At 36.2% G+C, this 19,383-nt stretch carries 21 protein-coding genes; 15 read left to right on the forward strand and 6 right to left on the reverse strand.

The genetic code is table 11. The features are described 5' to 3' along the window. Positions 1–36: 36 nt before the first annotated feature. From ZPR_RS12150 to ZPR_RS12165, 4 genes are all read left to right on the forward strand, one after another. Complete coding sequence (locus tag ZPR_RS12150; RefSeq protein ID WP_013071979.1) at positions 37–681, forward strand: hypothetical protein; 645 nt, start codon at positions 37–39, stop codon at positions 679–681. Positions 682–756: 75 nt separating this feature from the next. Further along, entirely contained in the window at positions 757–1,209 is a 453-nt protein-coding gene (locus tag ZPR_RS12155; protein ID WP_041578888.1) for a PepSY-like domain-containing protein, read from the forward strand. A 28-nt stretch (positions 1,210–1,237) separates the two neighbouring features. Next, a complete protein-coding gene (locus ZPR_RS12160; protein WP_013071981.1) occupies positions 1,238–2,092 on the forward strand; it encodes an SdiA-regulated domain-containing protein in 855 nt (284 codons plus the stop codon). Between the two features lie 3 nt (positions 2,093–2,095). Then, positions 2,096–2,806 (forward strand): TVP38/TMEM64 family protein, encoded by a 711-nt coding sequence (locus ZPR_RS12165; protein ID WP_013071982.1) that lies wholly within the window; start codon positions 2,096–2,098, stop codon positions 2,804–2,806. A 214-nt stretch (positions 2,807–3,020) separates the two neighbouring features. Here ZPR_RS12165 and ZPR_RS12170 read toward each other — a convergent pair whose 3' ends face one another. Then, positions 3,021–4,307, reverse strand: a complete 1,287-nt coding sequence (locus tag ZPR_RS12170) for a dipeptidase (protein WP_013071983.1) — start codon at positions 4,305–4,307, stop codon at positions 3,021–3,023. 372 nt (positions 4,308–4,679) lie between these two features. Between ZPR_RS12170 and ZPR_RS23245 the strand changes: the two genes are divergently transcribed. The 5 genes from ZPR_RS23245 to ZPR_RS12195 all read left to right on the forward strand — a co-directional run bounded on the left by ZPR_RS23245 (position 4,680) and on the right by ZPR_RS12195 (position 9,531). Further along, a complete protein-coding gene (locus tag ZPR_RS23245) occupies positions 4,680–4,892 on the forward strand; it encodes a hypothetical protein (protein WP_148211721.1) in 213 nt (70 codons plus the stop codon). A 110-nt stretch (positions 4,893–5,002) separates the two neighbouring features. After that, entirely contained in the window at positions 5,003–6,022 is a 1,020-nt protein-coding gene (locus ZPR_RS12180; protein WP_013071985.1) for a transporter family protein, read from the forward strand. A 134-nt stretch (positions 6,023–6,156) separates the two neighbouring features. Further along, positions 6,157–7,608: a RimK family alpha-L-glutamate ligase gene (locus ZPR_RS12185; RefSeq protein ID WP_013071986.1), complete on the forward strand. Its 1,452-nt coding sequence runs from the start codon at positions 6,157–6,159 to the stop codon at positions 7,606–7,608. 1 nt (position 7,609) lies between these two features. Next, positions 7,610–8,827, forward strand: coding sequence for a glutamate-cysteine ligase family protein (locus ZPR_RS12190; RefSeq protein ID WP_013071987.1), 1,218 nt, complete (start codon positions 7,610–7,612; stop codon positions 8,825–8,827). Next, positions 8,824–9,531, forward strand: a complete 708-nt coding sequence (locus tag ZPR_RS12195) for an N-formylglutamate amidohydrolase (RefSeq protein ID WP_013071988.1) — start codon at positions 8,824–8,826, stop codon at positions 9,529–9,531. Before ZPR_RS12190 ends, ZPR_RS12195 begins: the two co-directional genes overlap by 4 nt. A gap of 143 nt (positions 9,532–9,674) precedes the next feature. On the opposite strand, the gene ZPR_RS12200 is transcribed toward ZPR_RS12195, so the two are convergent. Both ZPR_RS12200 and ZPR_RS12205 read right to left on the reverse strand, forming a co-directional pair. Then, positions 9,675–10,088, reverse strand: coding sequence for an OsmC family protein (locus ZPR_RS12200; protein WP_013071989.1), 414 nt, complete (start codon positions 10,086–10,088; stop codon positions 9,675–9,677). A 324-nt stretch (positions 10,089–10,412) separates the two neighbouring features. Then, positions 10,413–10,844 carry an FKBP-type peptidyl-prolyl cis-trans isomerase gene (locus tag ZPR_RS12205; protein WP_013071991.1) on the reverse strand — a complete coding sequence of 144 codons (432 nt, stop codon included), beginning with the start codon at positions 10,842–10,844 and terminating at the stop codon, positions 10,413–10,415. Positions 10,845–11,228: 384 nt separating this feature from the next. Here ZPR_RS12205 and ZPR_RS12210 point away from each other — a divergent pair, with 384 nt between their 5' ends. The 4 genes from ZPR_RS12210 (at position 11,229) to ZPR_RS23420 (ending at position 14,825) form a co-directional block, all read left to right on the forward strand. Then, positions 11,229–12,701: a Gfo/Idh/MocA family protein gene (locus ZPR_RS12210; RefSeq protein ID WP_013071992.1), complete on the forward strand. Its 1,473-nt coding sequence runs from the start codon at positions 11,229–11,231 to the stop codon at positions 12,699–12,701. Between the two features lie 140 nt (positions 12,702–12,841). Then, entirely contained in the window at positions 12,842–13,273 is a 432-nt protein-coding gene (locus ZPR_RS12215; protein ID WP_013071993.1) for a 3D domain-containing protein, read from the forward strand. Between the two features lie 78 nt (positions 13,274–13,351). Next, positions 13,352–14,416, forward strand: coding sequence for a transporter substrate-binding domain-containing protein (locus ZPR_RS12220; protein ID WP_013071994.1), 1,065 nt, complete (start codon positions 13,352–13,354; stop codon positions 14,414–14,416). A 256-nt stretch (positions 14,417–14,672) separates the two neighbouring features. Beyond that, positions 14,673–14,825, forward strand: a complete 153-nt coding sequence (locus ZPR_RS23420) for a hypothetical protein (RefSeq protein WP_013071995.1) — start codon at positions 14,673–14,675, stop codon at positions 14,823–14,825. A 7-nt stretch (positions 14,826–14,832) separates the two neighbouring features. Here ZPR_RS23420 and ZPR_RS12225 read toward each other — a convergent pair whose 3' ends face one another. Next, positions 14,833–15,480 carry a hypothetical protein gene (locus ZPR_RS12225; RefSeq protein WP_013071996.1) on the reverse strand — a complete coding sequence of 216 codons (648 nt, stop codon included), beginning with the start codon at positions 15,478–15,480 and terminating at the stop codon, positions 14,833–14,835. Between the two features lie 100 nt (positions 15,481–15,580). On the opposite strand from ZPR_RS12225, the gene ZPR_RS12230 reads away from it, so the two are divergent. After that, positions 15,581–16,912, forward strand: coding sequence for an aspartate kinase (locus tag ZPR_RS12230; RefSeq protein WP_013071997.1), 1,332 nt, complete (start codon positions 15,581–15,583; stop codon positions 16,910–16,912). A gap of 223 nt (positions 16,913–17,135) precedes the next feature. On the opposite strand, the gene ZPR_RS12235 is transcribed toward ZPR_RS12230, so the two are convergent. Further along, positions 17,136–17,495: a DUF2200 domain-containing protein gene (locus ZPR_RS12235; RefSeq protein WP_013071998.1), complete on the reverse strand. Its 360-nt coding sequence runs from the start codon at positions 17,493–17,495 to the stop codon at positions 17,136–17,138. Next, complete coding sequence (locus tag ZPR_RS12240; RefSeq protein ID WP_013071999.1) at positions 17,479–18,732, reverse strand: glycosyltransferase family 4 protein; 1,254 nt, start codon at positions 18,730–18,732, stop codon at positions 17,479–17,481. The genes ZPR_RS12235 and ZPR_RS12240 overlap by 17 nt, the downstream gene beginning before the upstream one ends. A 121-nt stretch (positions 18,733–18,853) precedes the next feature. Here ZPR_RS12240 and ZPR_RS12245 point away from each other — a divergent pair, with 121 nt between their 5' ends. Continuing rightward, positions 18,854–19,354 (forward strand): GreA/GreB family elongation factor, encoded by a 501-nt coding sequence (locus tag ZPR_RS12245; RefSeq protein WP_013072001.1) that lies wholly within the window; start codon positions 18,854–18,856, stop codon positions 19,352–19,354. The last annotated feature ends 29 nt before the right edge of the window (positions 19,355–19,383 follow it).

Raw genomic sequence — 19,383 nt, forward strand, 5'->3', positions numbered from 1 at the left:
CCATTAAATTTTAGTAGGTTCTAAAAAAAGCAATTAATGAGAAATTTTGAGCGTGTTTGGTATGCCTGTTATGGTTCTAATTTAATGGAAGACCGATTTTTATGCTATATCACCGGTGGTACACCAAAAGGAGCAAAACGAACCTATATAGGGTGTAGAGATAAAGCCTTGCCCAAAGCAAAAGACAGTTTTTTAATTCCTCATCAACTTTATTTTGCAAAAAGCACTAAAACCTGGAGTGGGGGCGCGGCGGCTTTTGTGAAGCCAAAACAAAATAAGGAGGTTAAAACATTTGGCAAAATCTATAGTATTTCCAAAAATCAGTTTATCGACCTTGTAAAACAGGAGATTGATACAGAAAAGGAACTTGAGATCAATTTAGAAAAAACAATTGAAAAGGGATATCTAGACCTTAAGAGCAATGCATGGTACAATCGTATTTTGTTTTTAGGCTATCACAAAGAAATGCCCGTTTTTAGTTTTACAAACGCCGAGTTTCTTAAAAATGAGATTAATACCCCACATCCTGATTATCTGGAAAAGATTATTGCGGGATTGCGAGAAACCTATCAACTCACTCCCGTAGAGATTATGACCTACCTTAAAGATAAAGCAGGGATTTTGGAAAGGCCAATCACCAAAGATTTAAAAAAACTAATTAATGATACACTTTCTGAATAAAATATACCGGATTGTTAGTATTCCCATTTCTTTACAGTTTTCGTTTTCATCTTTGTTTTATAAAATTTTTAAAATATGAAAACGACACTTTATCTATTTAGCTTAGTATCTTTGTTAATAGGCGCTGGTTGTGAATCAGACGACGAAGATGATTTTAGGGCAGATGTTCCCTCTGTGGTTTTAAATGCTTTTCAATCAAATTATCCCAAGGCCAGTGATGTAGAATGGGAGATGCTAGGTGATGATTACCAGGTGGATTTTGAAATAGAAAGGGTAGATTATGAAGCCATTTTTAGTGCAGAAGGAGATATGCTTAAGTATAAATACGAGATATCATCTACAGAGCTTCCAGAAGCCGTTAAAAAAGCAATTACTACTAATTATGGAAATTATCAGATCGATGATACTGATATTCTGGTTATCAATAAAGACTTGTATTATCAGGTGGAATTAGATGGCAAACCAGATAAACATTTGGTATTAAACGAGGATGGAAGCGAAAATGCATCCATAACATATTGGGATTAGTAATTAGAGAATAAGATTAATTTTAGAGATGAATAAAATTGTAGCAGCCATAACAATAGGTATTTTAGCCATTGTTGCTTTTGTATATTTTACAATGGATTTCCCTTTTAGTCTGGATAGAAAGGATTTTGAAGAAGAATATACCATTCAGCAAAAATGGGATTTACCTAAGCGATTAGAAGAAATCTCAGGAATGGATTTTATAGATGATGAGCGTATGGCTGCCATCCAGGATGAAGAAGGTATTATTTTCATTTACAATCTAACTTCAAAAAAGATCGAACGGGAGATTAAGTTTGGTAAATCCGGAGATTATGAAGGTTTTGCAATTGTAAGAAATGATGCTTTTGTATTGCGAAGTGATGGTGTTCTTTTTGAAGTTAAAGATTATTTAGGTAAAAATCCAAAAGTTACCGAGCATAAAACCTTTATTAAGGCAAAACATAATGCCGAGGGATTATGCGCAGATCTAAAAAATAATCGTTTATTGCTAGCGGTGAAAGACCGTGATCCTTTAAGTAATAATACAAAAGGGATTTATGCTTTCGATTTAAAATCTAAAAAGCTCCTTAAAACGCCGGCATTCGCAATAGACCTGAAAGATCCTATATTCGAAGAGGTAAAAACTAAGAATAAACTAACGGTAATGATGCCTTCTGAAGTAAAAATTCATCCTAAAACAGGAGATGTGTATATTACCGATGCTAGAAATCCTAAATTATTAATCTTGTCTCCAGACGGGCGTTCCAAAAAGTTATATTTATTAAAAAGAGAAAAATTTTATCAACCTGAGGGAATTGCTTTTCGTAAAAACGGAGCGCTGTTTATCTCGAATGAAGGACACAGCGATCCTGCCAATATTCTTGAAGTTGAGTTACAATAATGTATGGAGAAAGATATAAAAACTGCCTCGGTAAGTAAAAGTAAAGCGCCATTGTATATTTCATTGGCGCTTGTCGCATCTATAGTAGCCTGTTATTTTTTAATTCCGTCTGTACAGGAATTTTTAGATAAAGCCTGGGCCGTGCTTACTAGTGGCGACGAGAAGAGAATTACCCAGTGGGTAGATGGTTTTGGATGGTTTGGTCCCGTTGTTTTAATTCTTGCCATGATCATCCAAATGTTTTTAATCGTTATTCCCTCTGTAGCCTTAATGGTAGTATCGATCATTGCCTACGGACCAATATGGGGAAGTTTGATTGTTTTTGCCGCAGTTTTTTCGGCCAGTACCATTGGCTATATTATCGGGCGTTATTTTGGTCCTGTTATCGTAGAGCGTTTAATAGGGGAGAAGAATGAACAAAAAATAGCCCATTTTATAGACGATTACGGCTTTTGGGCGGTCATAGTGACCCGGGTAAATCCGTTTTTATCAAATGACGCTATAAGTTTTGTTGGCGGAATTTTAAAAATGACCTACTGGAAGTTTATTGGGGCTACCTTGGTAGGAATCGCACCCTTAACCATTTTTATCGCCATCCTGGGTAGAAGTACAGATCAGTTAAAATCTGGTTTGTTATGGGGATCTTTGGTAAGTTTAGTGCTTTTTGGAGCCTATGTCTTTTGGGACAAAAATAAGCGTAAAAACAAAAAATAAACTAGAAGGAATAATTTCAAGATTCTAGAATTTAGACAAATTAAAATCGTCATCTATGTCAAGGTTGCTTGAATTTAGATGACGATTCTTTTTCTGATACCAGAAGTATCCCGGCCAAAGATGTAGCTCGCTAGTGAATTTAAAGTTCGAAAACCTGTCCTTACACAATCCTCCACGGGCCTTTCCAGGCGTATCATTACACTAATTTAATGATTTAGGCTTTCTGAATTTTTTTGGCAACCGCTTCCACTTCGTCTAAAACGCGAAGCAAATTCTCTCCCCATAGTTTAGCGATTTCTTTTTCGGTATAGCCACGTTTAACTAATTCCAGTGTTACGTTAAAAGATTCTGATGCGTCATTCCATCCATCAATTCCGCCGCCGCCGTCAAAATCTGAACTGATCCCTACCTGGTCAATCCCCACTTTTTCAACTAAATAATCAATATGATCTACAAAATCTGAAACATCAACCGGACTAATGGTTTCTTTTATCGCGTCTACCTCGTTTTCAGCATCAGCAACTAGTTTTTTGTAATTTGCGATATAAGCTTCTCTTTCATCTTCTTCAAGCTCACGTACTTCTCCCCAGGAGAGGATTTCAAAACCCAGTTCCTTTGCTTTAGCTTCATAAACTTTGGTTTTTGCAGCATTAAAAGCTTCGTGCTTCTCTGTATTCACATACGAGCTAAATGCTACGGTTTGGATCACACCGCCATGTTTATCGAAAAGGGCCAGTAATTCGTCATCTAAATTTCTACTATGATCACATAAGGCCCTGGCTGAAGAATGCGAAGCAATAAGTGGTGCTTCAGAAAGTTCGAACATTTGTTTGATCGCCTCTTTAGAAGGATGCGAAACATCGATCATGATCCCTAAGCGATTCATTTCTTTGATCACTTCTTTACCAAGATCGCTTAAGCCGTTATTTAGCCATTCACCGTCGGCCTCTCCGGTATTTGAGTCGCTTAACTGGCTATGACCGTTATGCGCTAAAGACATATAACGAGCACCCATATCATAAAACTTCTCTACATTTTTAATATCGGTACCAATAGGATAGCCGTTTTCTACCCCAATCATCGCTACTTTTTTGCCCTGCTTAACCAGTTTTCTAACTTCTTTAGAAGTGGTGGCGAGACCAATTTTATCCGGGGCTATTTCTTCGGTTAAACGATGTATGGCTTCAAATTTCGAGATGGCATTTTCGTATGCTTTTTTATAAGCTTCGTCATCTAAATCTCCCTGTCCTGTGTAAACAATAAGCCAGGAAACATCTAAATCTCCTTTGTCCATTTTAGGAAGGTTTACCTGGGTATCCAGGTCTTGGGTATAATTATGATCGTGAGTGAAATTGTTTACATTAATATCGTTATGGGTATCGATAGTGATCACTCTTTCGTGAATCTTTTTTGCTTTCGCAACTAATTTTTCATCGGTGGTTTGTGCCAAACCTGCCTGTGCAAAGAGCAATGCAAAAAGGCCAAGTTGTTTTATTTTCATAGTAAGTACGTGGTTTAAAATGGTAAAATAGGGATAAAATTTCAAATAGAATATACTATTAAGACATTGAGAATTTAAGCCATATTTTTTGAGATAATTGAAAAATTATAGGAGTATAATTCTATTATTTAAAGAATACTTTAACATGACTCTATCTGCTAATATAACTATGTGCTTTACTTTTGTATGGATAATTTCCTAGTCATGCCAAGGCAGATTTTAGCTATTCTACTCTTACTTTCTTTTGCGTACCGCCCGGTGTTCCAAATAGGTGAAATAAGCTATTATCAGTTCAATTTGGATTATATCATTAAAAGTTATTGCATCAATAAAAATAAGCCAGCACTTCATTGCAATGGAAAATGTTATTTAATGCAACAACTTGAAAAATCAAATAATTTAGGAAATTCTAAAGCTAGCGTGAATATTGCCGCTTCCTTTTTACCTGCTTATTTTCACATTCCGCCAGATTATCAATTGATCCATACCTTTTTTTATGTTGAAATAGGGGAATGTTGCTTCCGTAAGCATTTTAAAGACAATCCCTTCTTCCCTGAAATCGAACATCCGCCCAGTTATAGTTGAATTTAAATCTGAGACTCGATTCTTCTGAAGAAGTTATTGAAGTTTCAGTGAGGTGTATATTTTAAATTCAACATAAAATACCGGCCTAAAAGGTCATAATTACAATTTACATGAAAAAAATAATGATAGTGATAAGCTTATGCTTTATCGCAACCAGCCTTATGGCACAAACAGAAAATGATAATATAAAATGGACGGCAGGCAGACCAGATGGGCATGCACCAATTGGAGTAATGGGGGATCACGTACATCATAAAGGAGAGTGGATGTTTTCTTACCGATTTATGACAATGGATATGGAAGGACTCAACAGGGGTAATGATGCTGTTTCACAACAAGCGGTTTTAGATAATTATATGGTTTCACCGGTAGCTATGACAATGAACATGCATATGCTGGGAGCGATGTATGCCCCATCAGATCGGTTTACTTTAATGCTTATGGGTAATATTGTAGGGAATGATATGCAATTGGTAAACCGAATGGGAAACCATTTTAAAACCAGTTCTTCGGGTTTTGGCGATATTAAACTCTCCGGAATGTTTAAAGTATTAGATATGAATCGGCAAAGTCTGCATTTTACCGCAGGGGTTAGTATTCCTACCGGGAGTATAGAACAAAAAGATGTGACGCCAATGAGTGCGCCTAAGGAAATGCCTTTGCCCTATCCTATGCAAAACGGTAGCGGCACCTGGGATCCTAATTTGGGCGTTACTTACTTGCTACAGGGAAGTTTGCTGTCTTTTGGATCACAACTAAACGGGACCTTACGATTAGGGAAGAATGATAATGATTATCGCTTCGGAAATCAGTTGGTCTGGAATAACTGGGTGGCTACTAAAATAGCTCGTTTTTTAAGTCTTTCTGCACGGATTGAAGGAAAAGCAGTAGGGAAGATCGATGGTGCCTATGGCCAATTAAACCCGATGATGGTGACGACGGCGAATACCCAAAACCAGGGTGGGGAATATGTAAATGCTGCATTTGGGACTAATTTTTATATTCCCGATGGAACTTTTAAGAATATCAGATTAGGTATAGAATATCTATTCCCATTGTATCAGGATGTAAACGGAATTCAATTAAAAAATGATGGAAGCTGGACTTTCGGGCTTCAATATTCATTGTAATAAGATTACTAATCCTTTAATAAAAGCCATGTTATTCTTATCAGAATACGTGGCTTTTTATGTTTTAATTTTTAAAACTTTATGATTTCCCAATTTAATTTTCTAGTACATTTGTGTGATATTTTATATTATAAATGAACAAATTTTTAGTGGTGAATCAGCCTGAAAAATGGCCGGTTCAGCTTGAAAATATAAGTATTATCGCTGCGCAGGATTATTTAACCAACCCTTTGTATGCGAAAATAAAAAATGCTCGTATTTTCAATTTATCCAAAAACTATAGTTACCAGTCCAAAGGATATTACGTTTCCTTGTTAGCAGAAGCTCGTGGACATTTGGCGATACCTACCGTTAAAAACCTCGTAGATTTACGAGAACCCAAATTGGTTAAAGTAATTTCTGAAGAGTTTGATGATGTTATTCAGAAATCCCTGAAATCGATAAAATCAACCGAGTTTGTGCTCAGTATTTACTTTGGACAAAATGTAGCCCAGAAGTACCGGGAACTGAGCTCCCTTTTTTTTAGGCATTTCCAGATTCCCTTTTTGCAGGTAAAGTTTAGTTTTAGCAATAAATGGACTATAAAAAGCATCAAAGCCTTATCTGAATCTGAAATTCCGAAGGATCATCTAGAGAGCATGCATATTTTTGCGAGTGATTATTTTTCTAAAAAAAGATATGACACCGTTAAGCCACAGTCTTATGATTATGATTTGGCTATCCTCGTACAAAAAGAAGATGTAGCACCGCCAAGTAACCTAAAAGCCTTAAAGAAATTCACCGAAGTTGCCGAAAAAATGAATTTTTATGTGGAAATTATTTCACCAAAAGATTTATCGCGATTATCGGCTTTCGACGCGCTTTTTATTCGCCAAAGTACAGAGGTGCATAACGAGGCCTATGCATTTGCAAGAAAAGCACAGCAGGAAGGGATCGCTATTATTGACTATCCGGATGCGATCTTAAAATGTTGTAATAAGGTTTTTATGGCTGAAGCATTGCAAAATGCCGGTATTCCTACTCCAAAAACCATGATTATTCACAAAGAGAATAAGGATTTGGTCATAGATGAAATTGGATTACCGGTGGTTTTAAAATCTCCTGATTCTACCTTTAGTTTTGGGGTAAAAAAAGCGAAAACCCAGGAAGAATATAAGGAACTGGTCACCAAGATGCTAAAAGAATCAGAGTTGATAATTGCCCAGCAGTTTACCCCTTCAGATTATGATTGGCGTATTGGCGTTTTAGATGGAAAAGCTTTTTATGCCTGTAGATACTACATGGCTAAAGGCCACTGGCAAATATATAACTGGAGTGCTAAAAAGAAAGACGATCAGGATGGGAATGCCGATGCAATGGCCTTAGAAAAAGTTCCGGAAAAAGTATTGGATTTAGCATTACGCTCGGCCAAATTAATGGGCGATGGACTTTACGGTATAGATGTTAAGCAAATTAACGGTGAAGCCCTGGTTATTGAAATAAATGACAACCCAAATATTGATTTTGGGGTTGAAGATGCTTTTTATGGAGAAGAGGTATATAAATCTATTATTACAGCCCTAAAAAACAGGCTGGAAAAAAAGTAGCATGAGTTATCATATTTTCGAAGTTTACGGGATAGAGTTAGAGTATATGCTGGTGAATAAAGACCTGCAGGTAAATCCTGTTACTGACAAGCTTTTTATTGAAAAAACCGGGAAGATTACTTCAGATGTTGAAAATGGTAAGATCGAATGGAGCAATGAGCTGGTAGGACATGTAGTGGAATTAAAAACGGCTTGTCCCACTTCAGAAATTGAACATCTGGATGAGCTTTTTGCAGAAAACATCACTGAAATTAATAGCTTATTAAAGCCGTTAGAATCTCAACTTTTGCCAACCGCGGCACACCCATTAATGGATCCACTTAAGGAGACAAAACTTTGGGAACACGATTATAACGAGATTTATGAGCTTTATAATCAAATTTTTGATTGTAACGGGCATGGCTGGAGCAACGTACAGAGTATGCACATCAATTTGCCATTTGCCAATGATAACGAGTTTGAAAAGTTACATGCAGCCATAAGGATTTTATTACCTATTATCCCTGGCCTAAGTGCATCTTCACCAATTTTCGAAGGGCAGCTTACCGGATTTATGGATAGTCGTATGGAAATGTATAAAACCAATCAAAAAGAAGTTCCTCAAATTGCTGGAAAAGTCATCCCGGAATGCCTTTACACCAAGGAAGAATATCATCGTGGTATTTTTGCGCCTATCAAAGAAGCGATAAAGCCTTATGATAAAAAAGGGATTCTGGAACATCATTTTTTAAATTCCAGGGGTGCTATTGCACGTTTTGATCGTGGCGCAATAGAAATACGGGTCATTGACTTACAGGAGTGTCCTAAAGCTGATATGGCAATTGCCATTTTGGTAATCGAAACTTTAAAATCGATAGTAAATGAGGAATTTATCCCTTTGGAGGAACAAAAACCCTGGAAGGAAGATGATTTACTTGATATTCTGAATATAGCTATTAAAGATGCGGAAGTGGGTAAAGTAAAAAACGAGGCCTATTTAGCTATTTTCGGCTTAAAAAAAGAAGCCGAAATTCAAGAAATCTGGCAGGTAATATTCCAGAAAATTAAAAATAATATTTCTGAAAAACATGCCCAAACAATTGAATTTTTATTGAAAGAAGGGTCATTAGCCACCAGGATTATAAAAGCTTTAAACAAAAATTATTCCGACGAAAAAATTAAAAGTGTTTATTTAAAAATAGCTGATTGTTTGTCTAAAAATCAATTATTTACGATTTGAAATTAGTTTTAAGTTGTGAGCATGCTGGGAATGCATTGCCACAACAATTTAAATTTATAAAAGATGCAAAAGATCCGGTTTGGAAAACGCATCGTGCTTATGATCCCGGGGCTTTTAAATTGTTTCAGGAATTATCAAAAATAGCGGATTTTAGTTTTGATTATAAATTTAGCCGATTGTTAATTGAACCCAATCGTTCTTTACATCATCGTAATTTATTTTCAGAATATTCTAAATCGCTGACTGCGGAGCAAAAAAAAATATTGATTGACTCCTTTTACCTGAAGTACAGGAATGAGGTAGAGCATTGTATTGCTGCCTGTAGGGAAGCAGGAGAAGAAGTGGTACATATTTCTGTGCATAGCTTTACGCCGGTTTTAGACGCTGTGGAACGCCAAACGGATATCGGACTTTTATACGATCCTACAAGGGAAGGGGAAAAAAACTTTTCCAGGCATTTAAAGCACGAACTTATAAAAGAATTAGATGTGAGGGTTAGGTCTAATTATCCTTATTTTGGAACGGCAGATGGTTTTACCACCTATCTTAGAACCAAGTTTACCACTAATTATATTGGGATTGAACTGGAAGTAAATCAAAAATTCGCCAAAAACAACCGTTTTTCTAACGATTTTATGCAGCATATTAAGCAAGGCCTTTTTAAGACCATGCAGCGTCATTACATAAATATGCCCAGTATATAGTAAATTTTAATTTTTTATGGGTTCGTACTATTAACAGATCTCCTGAAATTTTATTTTTAACAAGCAACCAAAAAAGAAACGTCCTGCATATAAATGTACAGGACGTTTTCAATTTAAGTTGCTATGTAAAATGTAAAGTATTCTTACTTTACCAGCTTGGCATCTAAGGTAATTTCTGTATCCAATAATTTAGATAATGGGCAGTTTTCCTTTGCTTTTTTAGCGATTTCCAGGAATTTCTCTTCACTGATATTAGGAACTTTTCCTTCAAGAATTAGATGTGATTTAGAAACCACTCCATCTTTAAAGGTAATTTCACTTTTTGTATTTAGTGTTTCCGCAGGAAAATCTTCTTCCGCTAAAAAGGCAGATAACTGCATGGTAAAACACCCAGAATGAGCCGCACCAATTAATTCTTCAGGATTGGTACCTTTCCCATCTTCAAATCGGGTTTTATAAGAATACTGAGTCTCATTTAAAACACCACTTTCAGTAGAAAGTTTTCCGTGTCCTTCTTTTAGTGTTCCATTCCAAACTGCGCTTGCTTTTCTAATCATAATTTATTTTTAGTTTTGGTTTGGAATAAAGATACTGTCTAAAAATAAGGTGCGAAAACATTTTATAAAAAGCTTAAGTCTAAAGGCTGTAGAATTAATAGTATTTTTGGAAATGTAGTAGCGCGCTTAAAAAATGGGAACATTCTTAAGTCCTGTAAATTACTGGGAAGCTCTAATTCGTTTTATTTTTGTCCGGCAGGTAAATTTAGAGGAACAGTATTTCAAAGATATTCAATAATTAAAAATCCCTTTTTGGAGACTCCAAAAAAGGATTTTTAGTATTACAATCATGGCTTTTTCAAAAGCAATGATTTTATGTGATCGTTACTTAATCTCTACCACTTCAAGATCAAATACCAAATCTTTACCAGCTAATGGGTGGTTACCATCTACCACGATAGATTGATCTTTAACTTCTTTCACTACCAGATTCATCTCACGACCATCTGGAGTTTTAGAAACCAATCCCATTCCAACCTTAGGCTCAAGATCTTCTGGAAGCTGACTTTTCTCCACTTCCTGTACAAGCTCTTCTCTAGGCTCACCGTAAGCTTCTTCTTTTGGTATATTTATGGTTTTTTTCTCGTTAACTTCCATATCTAAAAGTCCTTTTTCGAATCCAGGAATTAATTGTCCCTGTCCCATAGTAAATTCGATTGGCTCTCCGCGTTTCACAGAGCTATCGAATACCTGGCCATCGGTTAATTTTCCTGTGTAATGAACTTTTACAGTGTCATTTTGCTTTACTTGACTCATAAATTTGTTTTTCAAAGATTAATTAAGGCCGATTTCTTGTTTTCAGCCAATTAAGTGTGCAAAGGTACAGCTCTCAAATGCACTCACAAGGATATAGGGATTTAATTCGGTTGCTTTCTATTTTTCTTAACATTAAAAAAGGAGTTTAACTGAAATTTTAGGTTTTTAGCGTTCAAAATCGCCTATTTCGTAAGTTTTTTATAGGCATGACATAAAGATTAAATCTTATATAAAATCAGAAAGTTGGATTTTTAAAAATTAAAAGATATCTTTAGAAAATGTTAATATGCAAATTCAAAGCTTATCTTTTTATTATTAATGATGGCTTTTTAATCATATAATACGAATAATCAACTAAATCGATTTATCTTTTAAACCCTAACTATGGAAAAAAACAAGAAAATTTTAGGTTCCTCACGAAGAGATTTTATAAAAAGTACTGCGCTAGCCACGGCGGGTATCAGTATAATTCCGCGTCATGTGTTGGGCGGTCCCGGTTTTACTGCGCCAAGTGATAAACTGGTAGTCGCTGGAATAGGTGTTGGAGGAAAAGGACAAAGTGATATCTGGAGCTTTCATCAAACAGGAAAAGCCGATATCGCATTTTTATGCGACGTGGATGATCGTCGCGCTAAAACTTCGCGAGAACGTTTTCCTAAAGCAAAATATTATAAAGATTGGAGAGAACTGTTAGATAAAGAATCAAAGAATTTTGATGCGGTTTCGGTATCTACGCCAGATCATAATCACGCCATTCAAACCTTGGCAGCCATGCAGTTAGGGAAACATGTATACGTGCAAAAGCCATTAACGCATGATATTTACGAAGCAAGAGCGCTAACCAATGCCGCTAAAAAATATGATGTGGTTACCCAAATGGGAAATCAGGGGTCATCTGGTGACGGGGTGCGTAAAATGCGCGAGTGGTTTAATGCAGGATTAATAGGAAAAGCAAAAGAAGTCTATTGTTTTACAGATAGACCGGTTTGGCCACAGGGTATTCCATGGCCTGCAGAGAAAAAAGCGAGTGTTCCGGCCGAGTTAGATTGGGATCTTTGGTTAGGAACTGCTCCTTATAAAGAGTATGTTAATGGTCTTGTTCCTTTTAACTGGCGAGGCTGGTGGGATTATGGTACTGGAGCGCTTGGCGATATGGGCTGTCACTTAATTGAAGCGCCTTATCGCGTACTGGATTTAAAATATCCTAAAAACGTAGAATGTAGCGTTGGTAGTGTTTATGTAGATGAATTTAAACGTGGTTATTTTCCTGAAAGTTGCCCGCCGTCCAGCCACGTGACCATGACATTTGATGGTAATGAAAATACAGATGGTGATATTAAACTACACTGGATGGATGGTGGTATTCAACCTACCAGACCGGAAGAATTAGGCCCAAATGAAGTGTTTGGAGATGGTGGAAACGGAGTTTTAATCATTGGTACTAAAGGAAAAATGATGTGTGGTACGTATGGAGAGAACCCTCAATTATTGCCAACTTCCAGAACCAATGAGGTAAATGTACCAAAACAGTTTGATCGTGTGCCCGGTGGTGCCAATGGGCATTATGGACAGTGGGTAGAAGCCGCGATAGCCGGACCCGGTAAAAAAGAACTTAGTTCACCTTTCGAAATAGCAGGACCTTTAACCGAAATTTTATTGATTGCTAACCTGGCCATAAGAGGTACAGATATTCGAAGAGAGAAAACAAATGCCAATGGAAATATAGAATTTGAATATCCAGGACGTTATATTCAAATGATTTGGGATAGTGATAATATGCGCGTAGAAAATCTTGAAGAAGCAAATAAATTTGTGAAACGAGATTATCGTGATGGCTGGAAGTTAGGAGAAGTTTAGTGGAATGCCCATATCATCCTTTGGACTTGTTTTGAAAAAAAACTTTGTCTATATTAGCTTTTAGCAATAATACTACAGGCTGAAAAACTTTACAATGATCAGAAAATACTTTTTAGGAATACTTTCCTTTTGTTTATTTTTTGGTTGCTGTAGGTTTTTCAGCCTGTAATTTTTCTGATACCAAGGTAGATGACCATCCTATTGAAGAAGATTGGGATACTTTAAAGGTTACGGTTTCTGCATTTAATTCGGTTGGATATCAAACCGCCGGTAACAATCCAAACCTGGCGGCGTGGGGAGATACCTTAAAACCAGGGATGAATGCAGTTGCGATATCACGGGATCTTATAGACTTAGGTCTTGATCATGATGATGAAATTAGAATTCAGGGATTCGATTCGGTTTTTCTAATTAAAGATAAAATGCATTATCGCTGGAAAAAACGAGTAGATATTTATATGGGAAAGGACATTGCAAAGGCCAGAAACTTTGGGCGAAAAAAATTAGAAATTTACTATCGAAAAAAGGATACGACTTCAACCAATGCTGCTGCAGAAGTGACGTCAGAATAAACTGGATTTTGAAAATATTTCAGTATTAAGTACTTTTCGGAACTTATGTAACGAAAAATTTCCCTTCAGCTGAAAATTATGAAGTATATATTATCCTTTTTATTTATATTTTTTTCTTTCCTTATCAATGCCCAGGATTCTTTAAAATCTGCTCCTAAAACTTATAAAATCGGGATACAGCATACACCGCCATTCGTAACGCAAAATCCGGACGGGACTTACGATGGCTTAAGTATTAAAAGCTGGAATTTGGTGAATGAAAGTTTAGATTACAATTTTAAATATCAGGAGTATAAAACACTCAAGGCTCTTCTAAATGCCGTTGAAAGCGGTGAAGTAGACTTTAGTATCAATCCTATTACCGTGACCGATAGCCGGATGGAGCGATTGGATTTTTCCCAACCTTATTTTATTTCTCATACCGGTATAGCAAAAAGAAAAGAATCCCAGGTAATTAATATTCTTAAAAATTTATGGAGCTGGGAATTTATTTCGGCGATACTGGCACTGTTAGGAGTCATTTTTATTTTCGGTTTTCTGGTATGGCTATTTGAGCGAAAGAAAAATGCCGAAGAATTTGGTGGGAGCAAAGGAAAAGGATTAATGGAAGGGTTTTGGTGGAGTGCAGTGACCATGACAACTGTTGGTTATGGTGATAAATCCCCCAGAACTACAGGAGGACGTATTATTGGTTTGATCTGGATGTTTATGGCTATTATTATTATCTCCAGTCTTACGGCAAGTATTGCTTCATCACTTACCGTGAAAAGTATTAGTGGCGAAATTAAAGGAATAACAGACCTTAGCCGTTTTAAAGTGGCAACGGTAAATAGCAGTAGTGCGGCAGAGCTTTTAGATCAATACGGAATTGATTCTGAAAAATTAGTAACAGAGGAAGAGGGGATCGCATTACTAAATAATAAGGAAATCGATGTTTTGGTGTATGACGAACCGATATTGCGCTATGAAATCGACAAACTAAACCTGGGAAATAGTATTGAAGTTTTAGAAAAAACACTCAAAAAGGACTATTACAGTTATTCGTTCCCTAAAAACTCGGATTTGGTAGATCAAATAGATCCTGCCTTAGTACGCATGCTTAAAAGAATGGAATGGGAAAACCTCATTAAGGAATATAAATAAGCATTCTGATAATTAAATATAGTGCTGTATTTAATTTCCTTTATTTTAGACTAGAGAGTGAACGATAGCTAAATGGATAAAGTGAGGTTACTGCTGCATATTTTACAAAAATTTAGCATGTTTTTATCAATTCGAACAAAATAGAATTGAAAACTTTTATTTAATTTTATTTTATTCAAAAAGTTTGATAGATAGTTGAAAAGGATATTGCGATTCCCAATGATAGGTTTTTCAGCTGCAATAAAGCCTCACAATAATGCAAATAAGAGACAAAGAAGACAATGAATCTGAAGACTATATTCTTCAGAAAAACAAGAAAACGAAGTTTGGCGCTACTTTTATAGCAATAATTGTAGTCATAATTATAGCAGTAATTGCCATGACAGGGGTATACTTCGATTACTGGTAAAGACTGCTTAATTAGTCTTTATTTCATTTAACAGTAAAAAAGCTTTATTTACATATTCCCGCTCTAAAAACAGGGCAAAATAATTTGAGGTAGAGATCATCTCGAAAACCGGTATCCCTTCATAAGCGAGTAGTTTAAAGATATAAAAATACAATCCAACAGATTGGCTGCTATTTTTAGGAAGGGCGATAGTAATAGAAGATAAATCTTCTTTAATCGTTACTCGTACTTCATTTTTAAAATAATCTTCTACCAGGTTGGTTAAAGAAGACGACACCAATATATTACTTTCCTGATAATTGCTCGAATAATTAAGATAAACACCTGTTTGATCTTTTACCGCATCTAATAGCCTGGATTTATTTGCGATAATGGTTTTCGAATTCAAAAATGTGTATTCCGTAATACCGGATCTAACGATAATATCACCTAATTCGCGTAAACTGTTCATGTTGATTTTTGTGCGCTTGGGTGCATAACGGCGTAAAGCCATAATTATACTACCCACCTTTACCGGTTTTCGCATCTCTTTTTCAACTTCAGGACGCAAATCTTCCGCCAATCCGCTAAAGTTTACAATATCGCGCGCAATGGCGTCATCCAGAAAAGGTTGGTGCCTTATAATATCATGAACACAGGTAGTTATCGTCTTCATTGTTAAATATTACACATTTTGTACAAATGTATATAAAATGAATCATTTTTTTTAATCTCATCACGCTTCATTTTAATTATGCAACATCAAAAGAATGAAGATGAAAGTTTTAAAATTTGGAGGAACATCTGTAGGAACTCCTGAAAGTATCGAAAATGTAAAAAATATTACCTTAGGACAGGAGGGTATAAAACTATTGGTATTATCTGCAATGAGCGGAGTTACTAATGAGCTGGTCGCCATTTCCAATTTATCGAAAACACAAAATTATACGGAAATTGAAGTGATTATCGAAAAGCTTCGAGATCGTCACTTTTTGGCCATAGATCGCCTTATTCAGGAAGAAATTTTAAATCAGGAAACAAAATCTTTTGTAGGGAAATGCCTGCAGGATTTATCGGTTGCCGGGCATAAAGCATATACCGATGTGGTGTATGCCGAAATTGTCACTTACGGGGAGACCATGCTTACTTTTATGGTTTCTCAGTATTTTAAAGCTCAGGGTATCGAAAATATCTGGCTGGATGCCAAGGAATTTATGGAAGTACATAATCTTGAAAATCCGGATACCGATAGAGTTGGCAAACTTTTAGACGCCCATTTACAAGGGAAACGATCAGATTTATATATCACCCAGGGGTTTGTATGTATCAACAGGCATAATGAAATTAGCACGTTAAAACGTGGTGGCAGCGATTATACCGCAACTATTCTTGGTGCTGCGGCACAGGCTTCAGAAGTACAGATATGGACAGATATAGACGGTTTCCATAACAACGATCCACGTCATGTAGAGGGAACCCATCCAATTTCAGAATTAACTTTTGAAGAAGCAGCCGAGCTTGCTTATTTTGGCGCTAAAATTTTGCATCCGCAAACGGTATCTCCGGTAATCAATAAAGGAATTCCTATTTTCCTGAAAAACACCTTTACTCCAGAGAAAACCGGAACTAAAATCTCTTCTGAAGTGCATAGTAAAGGACTTAAGGCAATTGCAGCGAAAGATGATATTACCGCTATTAAAATCAAATCAAACCGAATGTTAATGGCGCATGGTTTCCTTCGAAAAATATTTGATGTGTTTGACCATTACGAAACCTCTATCGATATGATTACGACCTCGGAAATTGCAATTTCCCTAACCATCGATGATACCCGAAATCTGGATAAAATTCTAGAAGAATTAAATGCTTATGGTGAAATTACCGTAGATCGCAATCAAAGTATTGTGTGCATTGTGGGAGAATCTGTTATCGAGGATCAGTCAACTTACAAGTTATTCGAACTATTGAATGATATTCCTGTAAGGATGATAAGCTACGGGGGCAGTAGCAATAATATTTCTATACTGGTAGATACGCAAGATAAAATTAAAACCCTTAGAACCTTAAATCAAAAACTGTTTAGTGAAGGTTTAAGTCAGTTGGTTTAAAATTCATTTAATCAGGTACTTTAATCGTTTTTGTGGTATAATAAAAAACCTCGAGGGAGCCCGTTAGACCGGATCCCTTTTTTACAATTTCGAGGGAAGCCTCAGGGTATCATATCGTTTTGAAGATTCCAGTAAAAACCGACGTTTTTTACTGGAATTCGACGTTTTTAATAATCATTCATGCTCGGGATAATAATATCCTGCTTTTTGTAAGTTGTTACATTTAACGTAAGATCTTTTCCATTTTCCTGGCTTTCGCCAATTCGTCTACCAGCTTATCCAGGTATCGAACTTTTTTGGTAAGTGGTGTTTCAATGTCTTCAATTCGGTAGCCACAAATAGTTCCTTTAATAAGTGATGCATTGGGATGTAAATCTGCCTGATCAAAAAACTCCTTAAAATTCACCTTATTAGCGATTAGCAGTTGTAATTTTTCATTGGTAAAACCCGTTAACCATTGTATTACCTGGTGTAGTTCTTCTTTTGTTCTGCCTTTCTTTTCAATTTTAGCGAGGTAATGAGGATAAACCGAAGCAAAACTCATTTCGGCTACCTTACGGTCATGATCAGGTGTGGTACTCATTTCTTTTATTTTTTTCCTTCTCTTCTATAAATTTAGACATAAAATAGGTACTGCGATTATTGTGGAATTTTAGCATGGTACCGATAAAATTTTTAGAACGATGTTCCGTAAGATTCTTTTTTAAAGCTATTAATTTTTCCTGAAATGCAGCAGTGAAATTTAATGCGGAAAATTTATCTTTTAGGATAGCTTTCCCCAGTTTTTGTCTTGAAATCCACTCCTCTTCGTCATGATAAATCTGAATCGCTTTATCAATAATTTCATCATCAGATGTACAAATAAAACCGTTCCAGCGATGGTTTTCAGAAATGCCTTCGGCTCCTATGGGTGTTGTGACGGAAACGAGTCCGTTTTGCATCGCATCGACCATTTTGCCTTTAAGTCCGGCACCAAATTGAATGGGTGCTAGCAAAATTCGGTGGTTTTGCATTACTTCATCAACAGTATCAGCACGACCGTGCACTACAAAGCCTTCTTTTTTATTTTGAAGTTGATATACTTTATCACTGGCATAAGCTCCGTAAATATGAAGTTTTGCTTCGGGGAGCTTTTGTTTAATTTCAGGCCATATTTTCTGTTTTAAATGTAAGGTTGTCTGCCAGTTAGGTTCGTGTAGAAAGTTACCGATAAACATAAAATCCTGGCGTTCTTGAAATGAAGGCGAATGCGCTACTTTTTCGATTTCTTCAGTATCCAGTAAGTAAGGGAGGTATTCAATAACTTCAGCAGGAATTTTAAAAATCGATGTTAACAAATCCATTTCTATTTTAGAGATAATCAGGCTCAAATCACAACGGTAGATAGAAGCGATTTCTCTTTTCGCTACATCGGAGTTTAACATGAGTTTGTTGAGATCAGTCTTTGTACGCAATGCCTTTTTTCTGGCATTCCTAAGAAAATGTAAATCTTCGGTATCTAAAATTTTAATCGCTTCGGGGCAGATTACATCTACACGCCAACCATATTGTTCCTCGATCATAAAACGATCAAAAAGCACAATTTCAGGCTGTATTTTTTTTAGGAAATTATCGAAACTGGTATTATTCAGTTCGATTTTAGTCGTTTCAATACCTAATGTCTTTAGATCAAAAGCATGCTGGGATTGAGTTGCCGTGGTGGCAAAAGTGATGTTGTAATTTTCAGCAAGAAAAAAATGTAATAATTGCAACATTCGGCTTCCGGCGGCAGAAGAGGTAGGTTCCGGCCAAACATATCCAATAACCAGTAAATTTTTCATGGAAAATAGTTCTATCGACTTAGCAAAATTAAACTTCTTTTTTAAAAAGGATTTAAAAACATCGGTGCTTTATCTAGAATCTTATAATTTTTTGTATATTCTATACTTCGAAAAATAGGATATGAGCAGAGGATTTGTAAAAGAAGAAGATCAGGAAGAAGCACCGGTAATACCGCCAAGAGCTGCATTGCCAAATGGGGTAACAAACTACGTCACTCCGTTTGGTTATGAGGCCTTAGAAAAAGAACAACGGGATTTGGAAAGTGAAAGGGCAAATACAACCAGCGAGAACGAAACAGAAAGTCGAAGAGCAAAAGCAGTGATTGATGGGAAATTGAAATTGTTAGCTGAGAGACGGGCATCTGCCAGAATAATCCACCCAAACCAACAACCCGATGATGAAGTTCGTTTTGGAGCACATGTGAAATTAAAAAATCATACCGCAAACAGTATTCAGCAATTTCAGATTGTAGGCGTAGATGAAGCGAATGTAAAGCAACAGAAAATCGCATTTGTAGCTCCAATAGCAAAGGCGGTTACCGGATTAAAAGTTGGAGAAAAAGCGGAATTTAAACTGGGTACCGAAACCCGAATTCTGGAAATCCTGGATATCACATATTAAAGAGCAATACAAGTTTTAAATAAAAACCA

Origin of the sequence: Zunongwangia profunda SM-A87 (assembly GCF_000023465.1) — a bacterium.
In the GTDB taxonomy this organism is placed as follows: domain Bacteria; phylum Bacteroidota; class Bacteroidia; order Flavobacteriales; family Flavobacteriaceae; genus Zunongwangia; species Zunongwangia profunda.

Coding starts and splice junctions, on each gene's coding strand:
- ZPR_RS23420 (WP_013071995.1), top strand. CDS start 14,673: ATGCAAATAAGAGACAAAGAAGACAATGAATCTGAAGACTATATTCTT.
- ZPR_RS12160 (WP_013071981.1), top strand. CDS start 1,238: ATGAATAAAATTGTAGCAGCCATAACAATAGGTATTTTAGCCATTGTT.
- ZPR_RS12150 (WP_013071979.1), top strand. CDS start 37: ATGAGAAATTTTGAGCGTGTTTGGTATGCCTGTTATGGTTCTAATTTA.
- ZPR_RS12200 (WP_013071989.1), bottom strand. CDS start 10,088: ATGATTAGAAAAGCAAGCGCAGTTTGGAATGGAACACTAAAAGAAGGA.
- ZPR_RS12235 (WP_013071998.1), bottom strand. CDS start 17,495: ATGAGTACCACACCTGATCATGACCGTAAGGTAGCCGAAATGAGTTTT.
- ZPR_RS12190 (WP_013071987.1), top strand. CDS start 7,610: ATGAGTTATCATATTTTCGAAGTTTACGGGATAGAGTTAGAGTATATG.
- ZPR_RS23245 (WP_148211721.1), top strand. CDS start 4,680: ATGCAACAACTTGAAAAATCAAATAATTTAGGAAATTCTAAAGCTAGC.
- ZPR_RS12220 (WP_013071994.1), top strand. CDS start 13,352: ATGAAGTATATATTATCCTTTTTATTTATATTTTTTTCTTTCCTTATC.
- ZPR_RS12185 (WP_013071986.1), top strand. CDS start 6,157: ATGAACAAATTTTTAGTGGTGAATCAGCCTGAAAAATGGCCGGTTCAG.
- ZPR_RS12165 (WP_013071982.1), top strand. CDS start 2,096: ATGGAGAAAGATATAAAAACTGCCTCGGTAAGTAAAAGTAAAGCGCCA.
- ZPR_RS12230 (WP_013071997.1), top strand. CDS start 15,581: ATGAAAGTTTTAAAATTTGGAGGAACATCTGTAGGAACTCCTGAAAGT.
- ZPR_RS12225 (WP_013071996.1), bottom strand. CDS start 15,480: ATGAAGACGATAACTACCTGTGTTCATGATATTATAAGGCACCAACCT.
- ZPR_RS12240 (WP_013071999.1), bottom strand. CDS start 18,732: ATGAAAAATTTACTGGTTATTGGATATGTTTGGCCGGAACCTACCTCT.
- ZPR_RS12245 (WP_013072001.1), top strand. CDS start 18,854: ATGAGCAGAGGATTTGTAAAAGAAGAAGATCAGGAAGAAGCACCGGTA.
- ZPR_RS12180 (WP_013071985.1), top strand. CDS start 5,003: ATGAAAAAAATAATGATAGTGATAAGCTTATGCTTTATCGCAACCAGC.
- ZPR_RS12170 (WP_013071983.1), bottom strand. CDS start 4,307: ATGAAAATAAAACAACTTGGCCTTTTTGCATTGCTCTTTGCACAGGCA.
- ZPR_RS12210 (WP_013071992.1), top strand. CDS start 11,229: ATGGAAAAAAACAAGAAAATTTTAGGTTCCTCACGAAGAGATTTTATA.
- ZPR_RS12205 (WP_013071991.1), bottom strand. CDS start 10,844: ATGAGTCAAGTAAAGCAAAATGACACTGTAAAAGTTCATTACACAGGA.
- ZPR_RS12155 (WP_041578888.1), top strand. CDS start 757: ATGAAAACGACACTTTATCTATTTAGCTTAGTATCTTTGTTAATAGGC.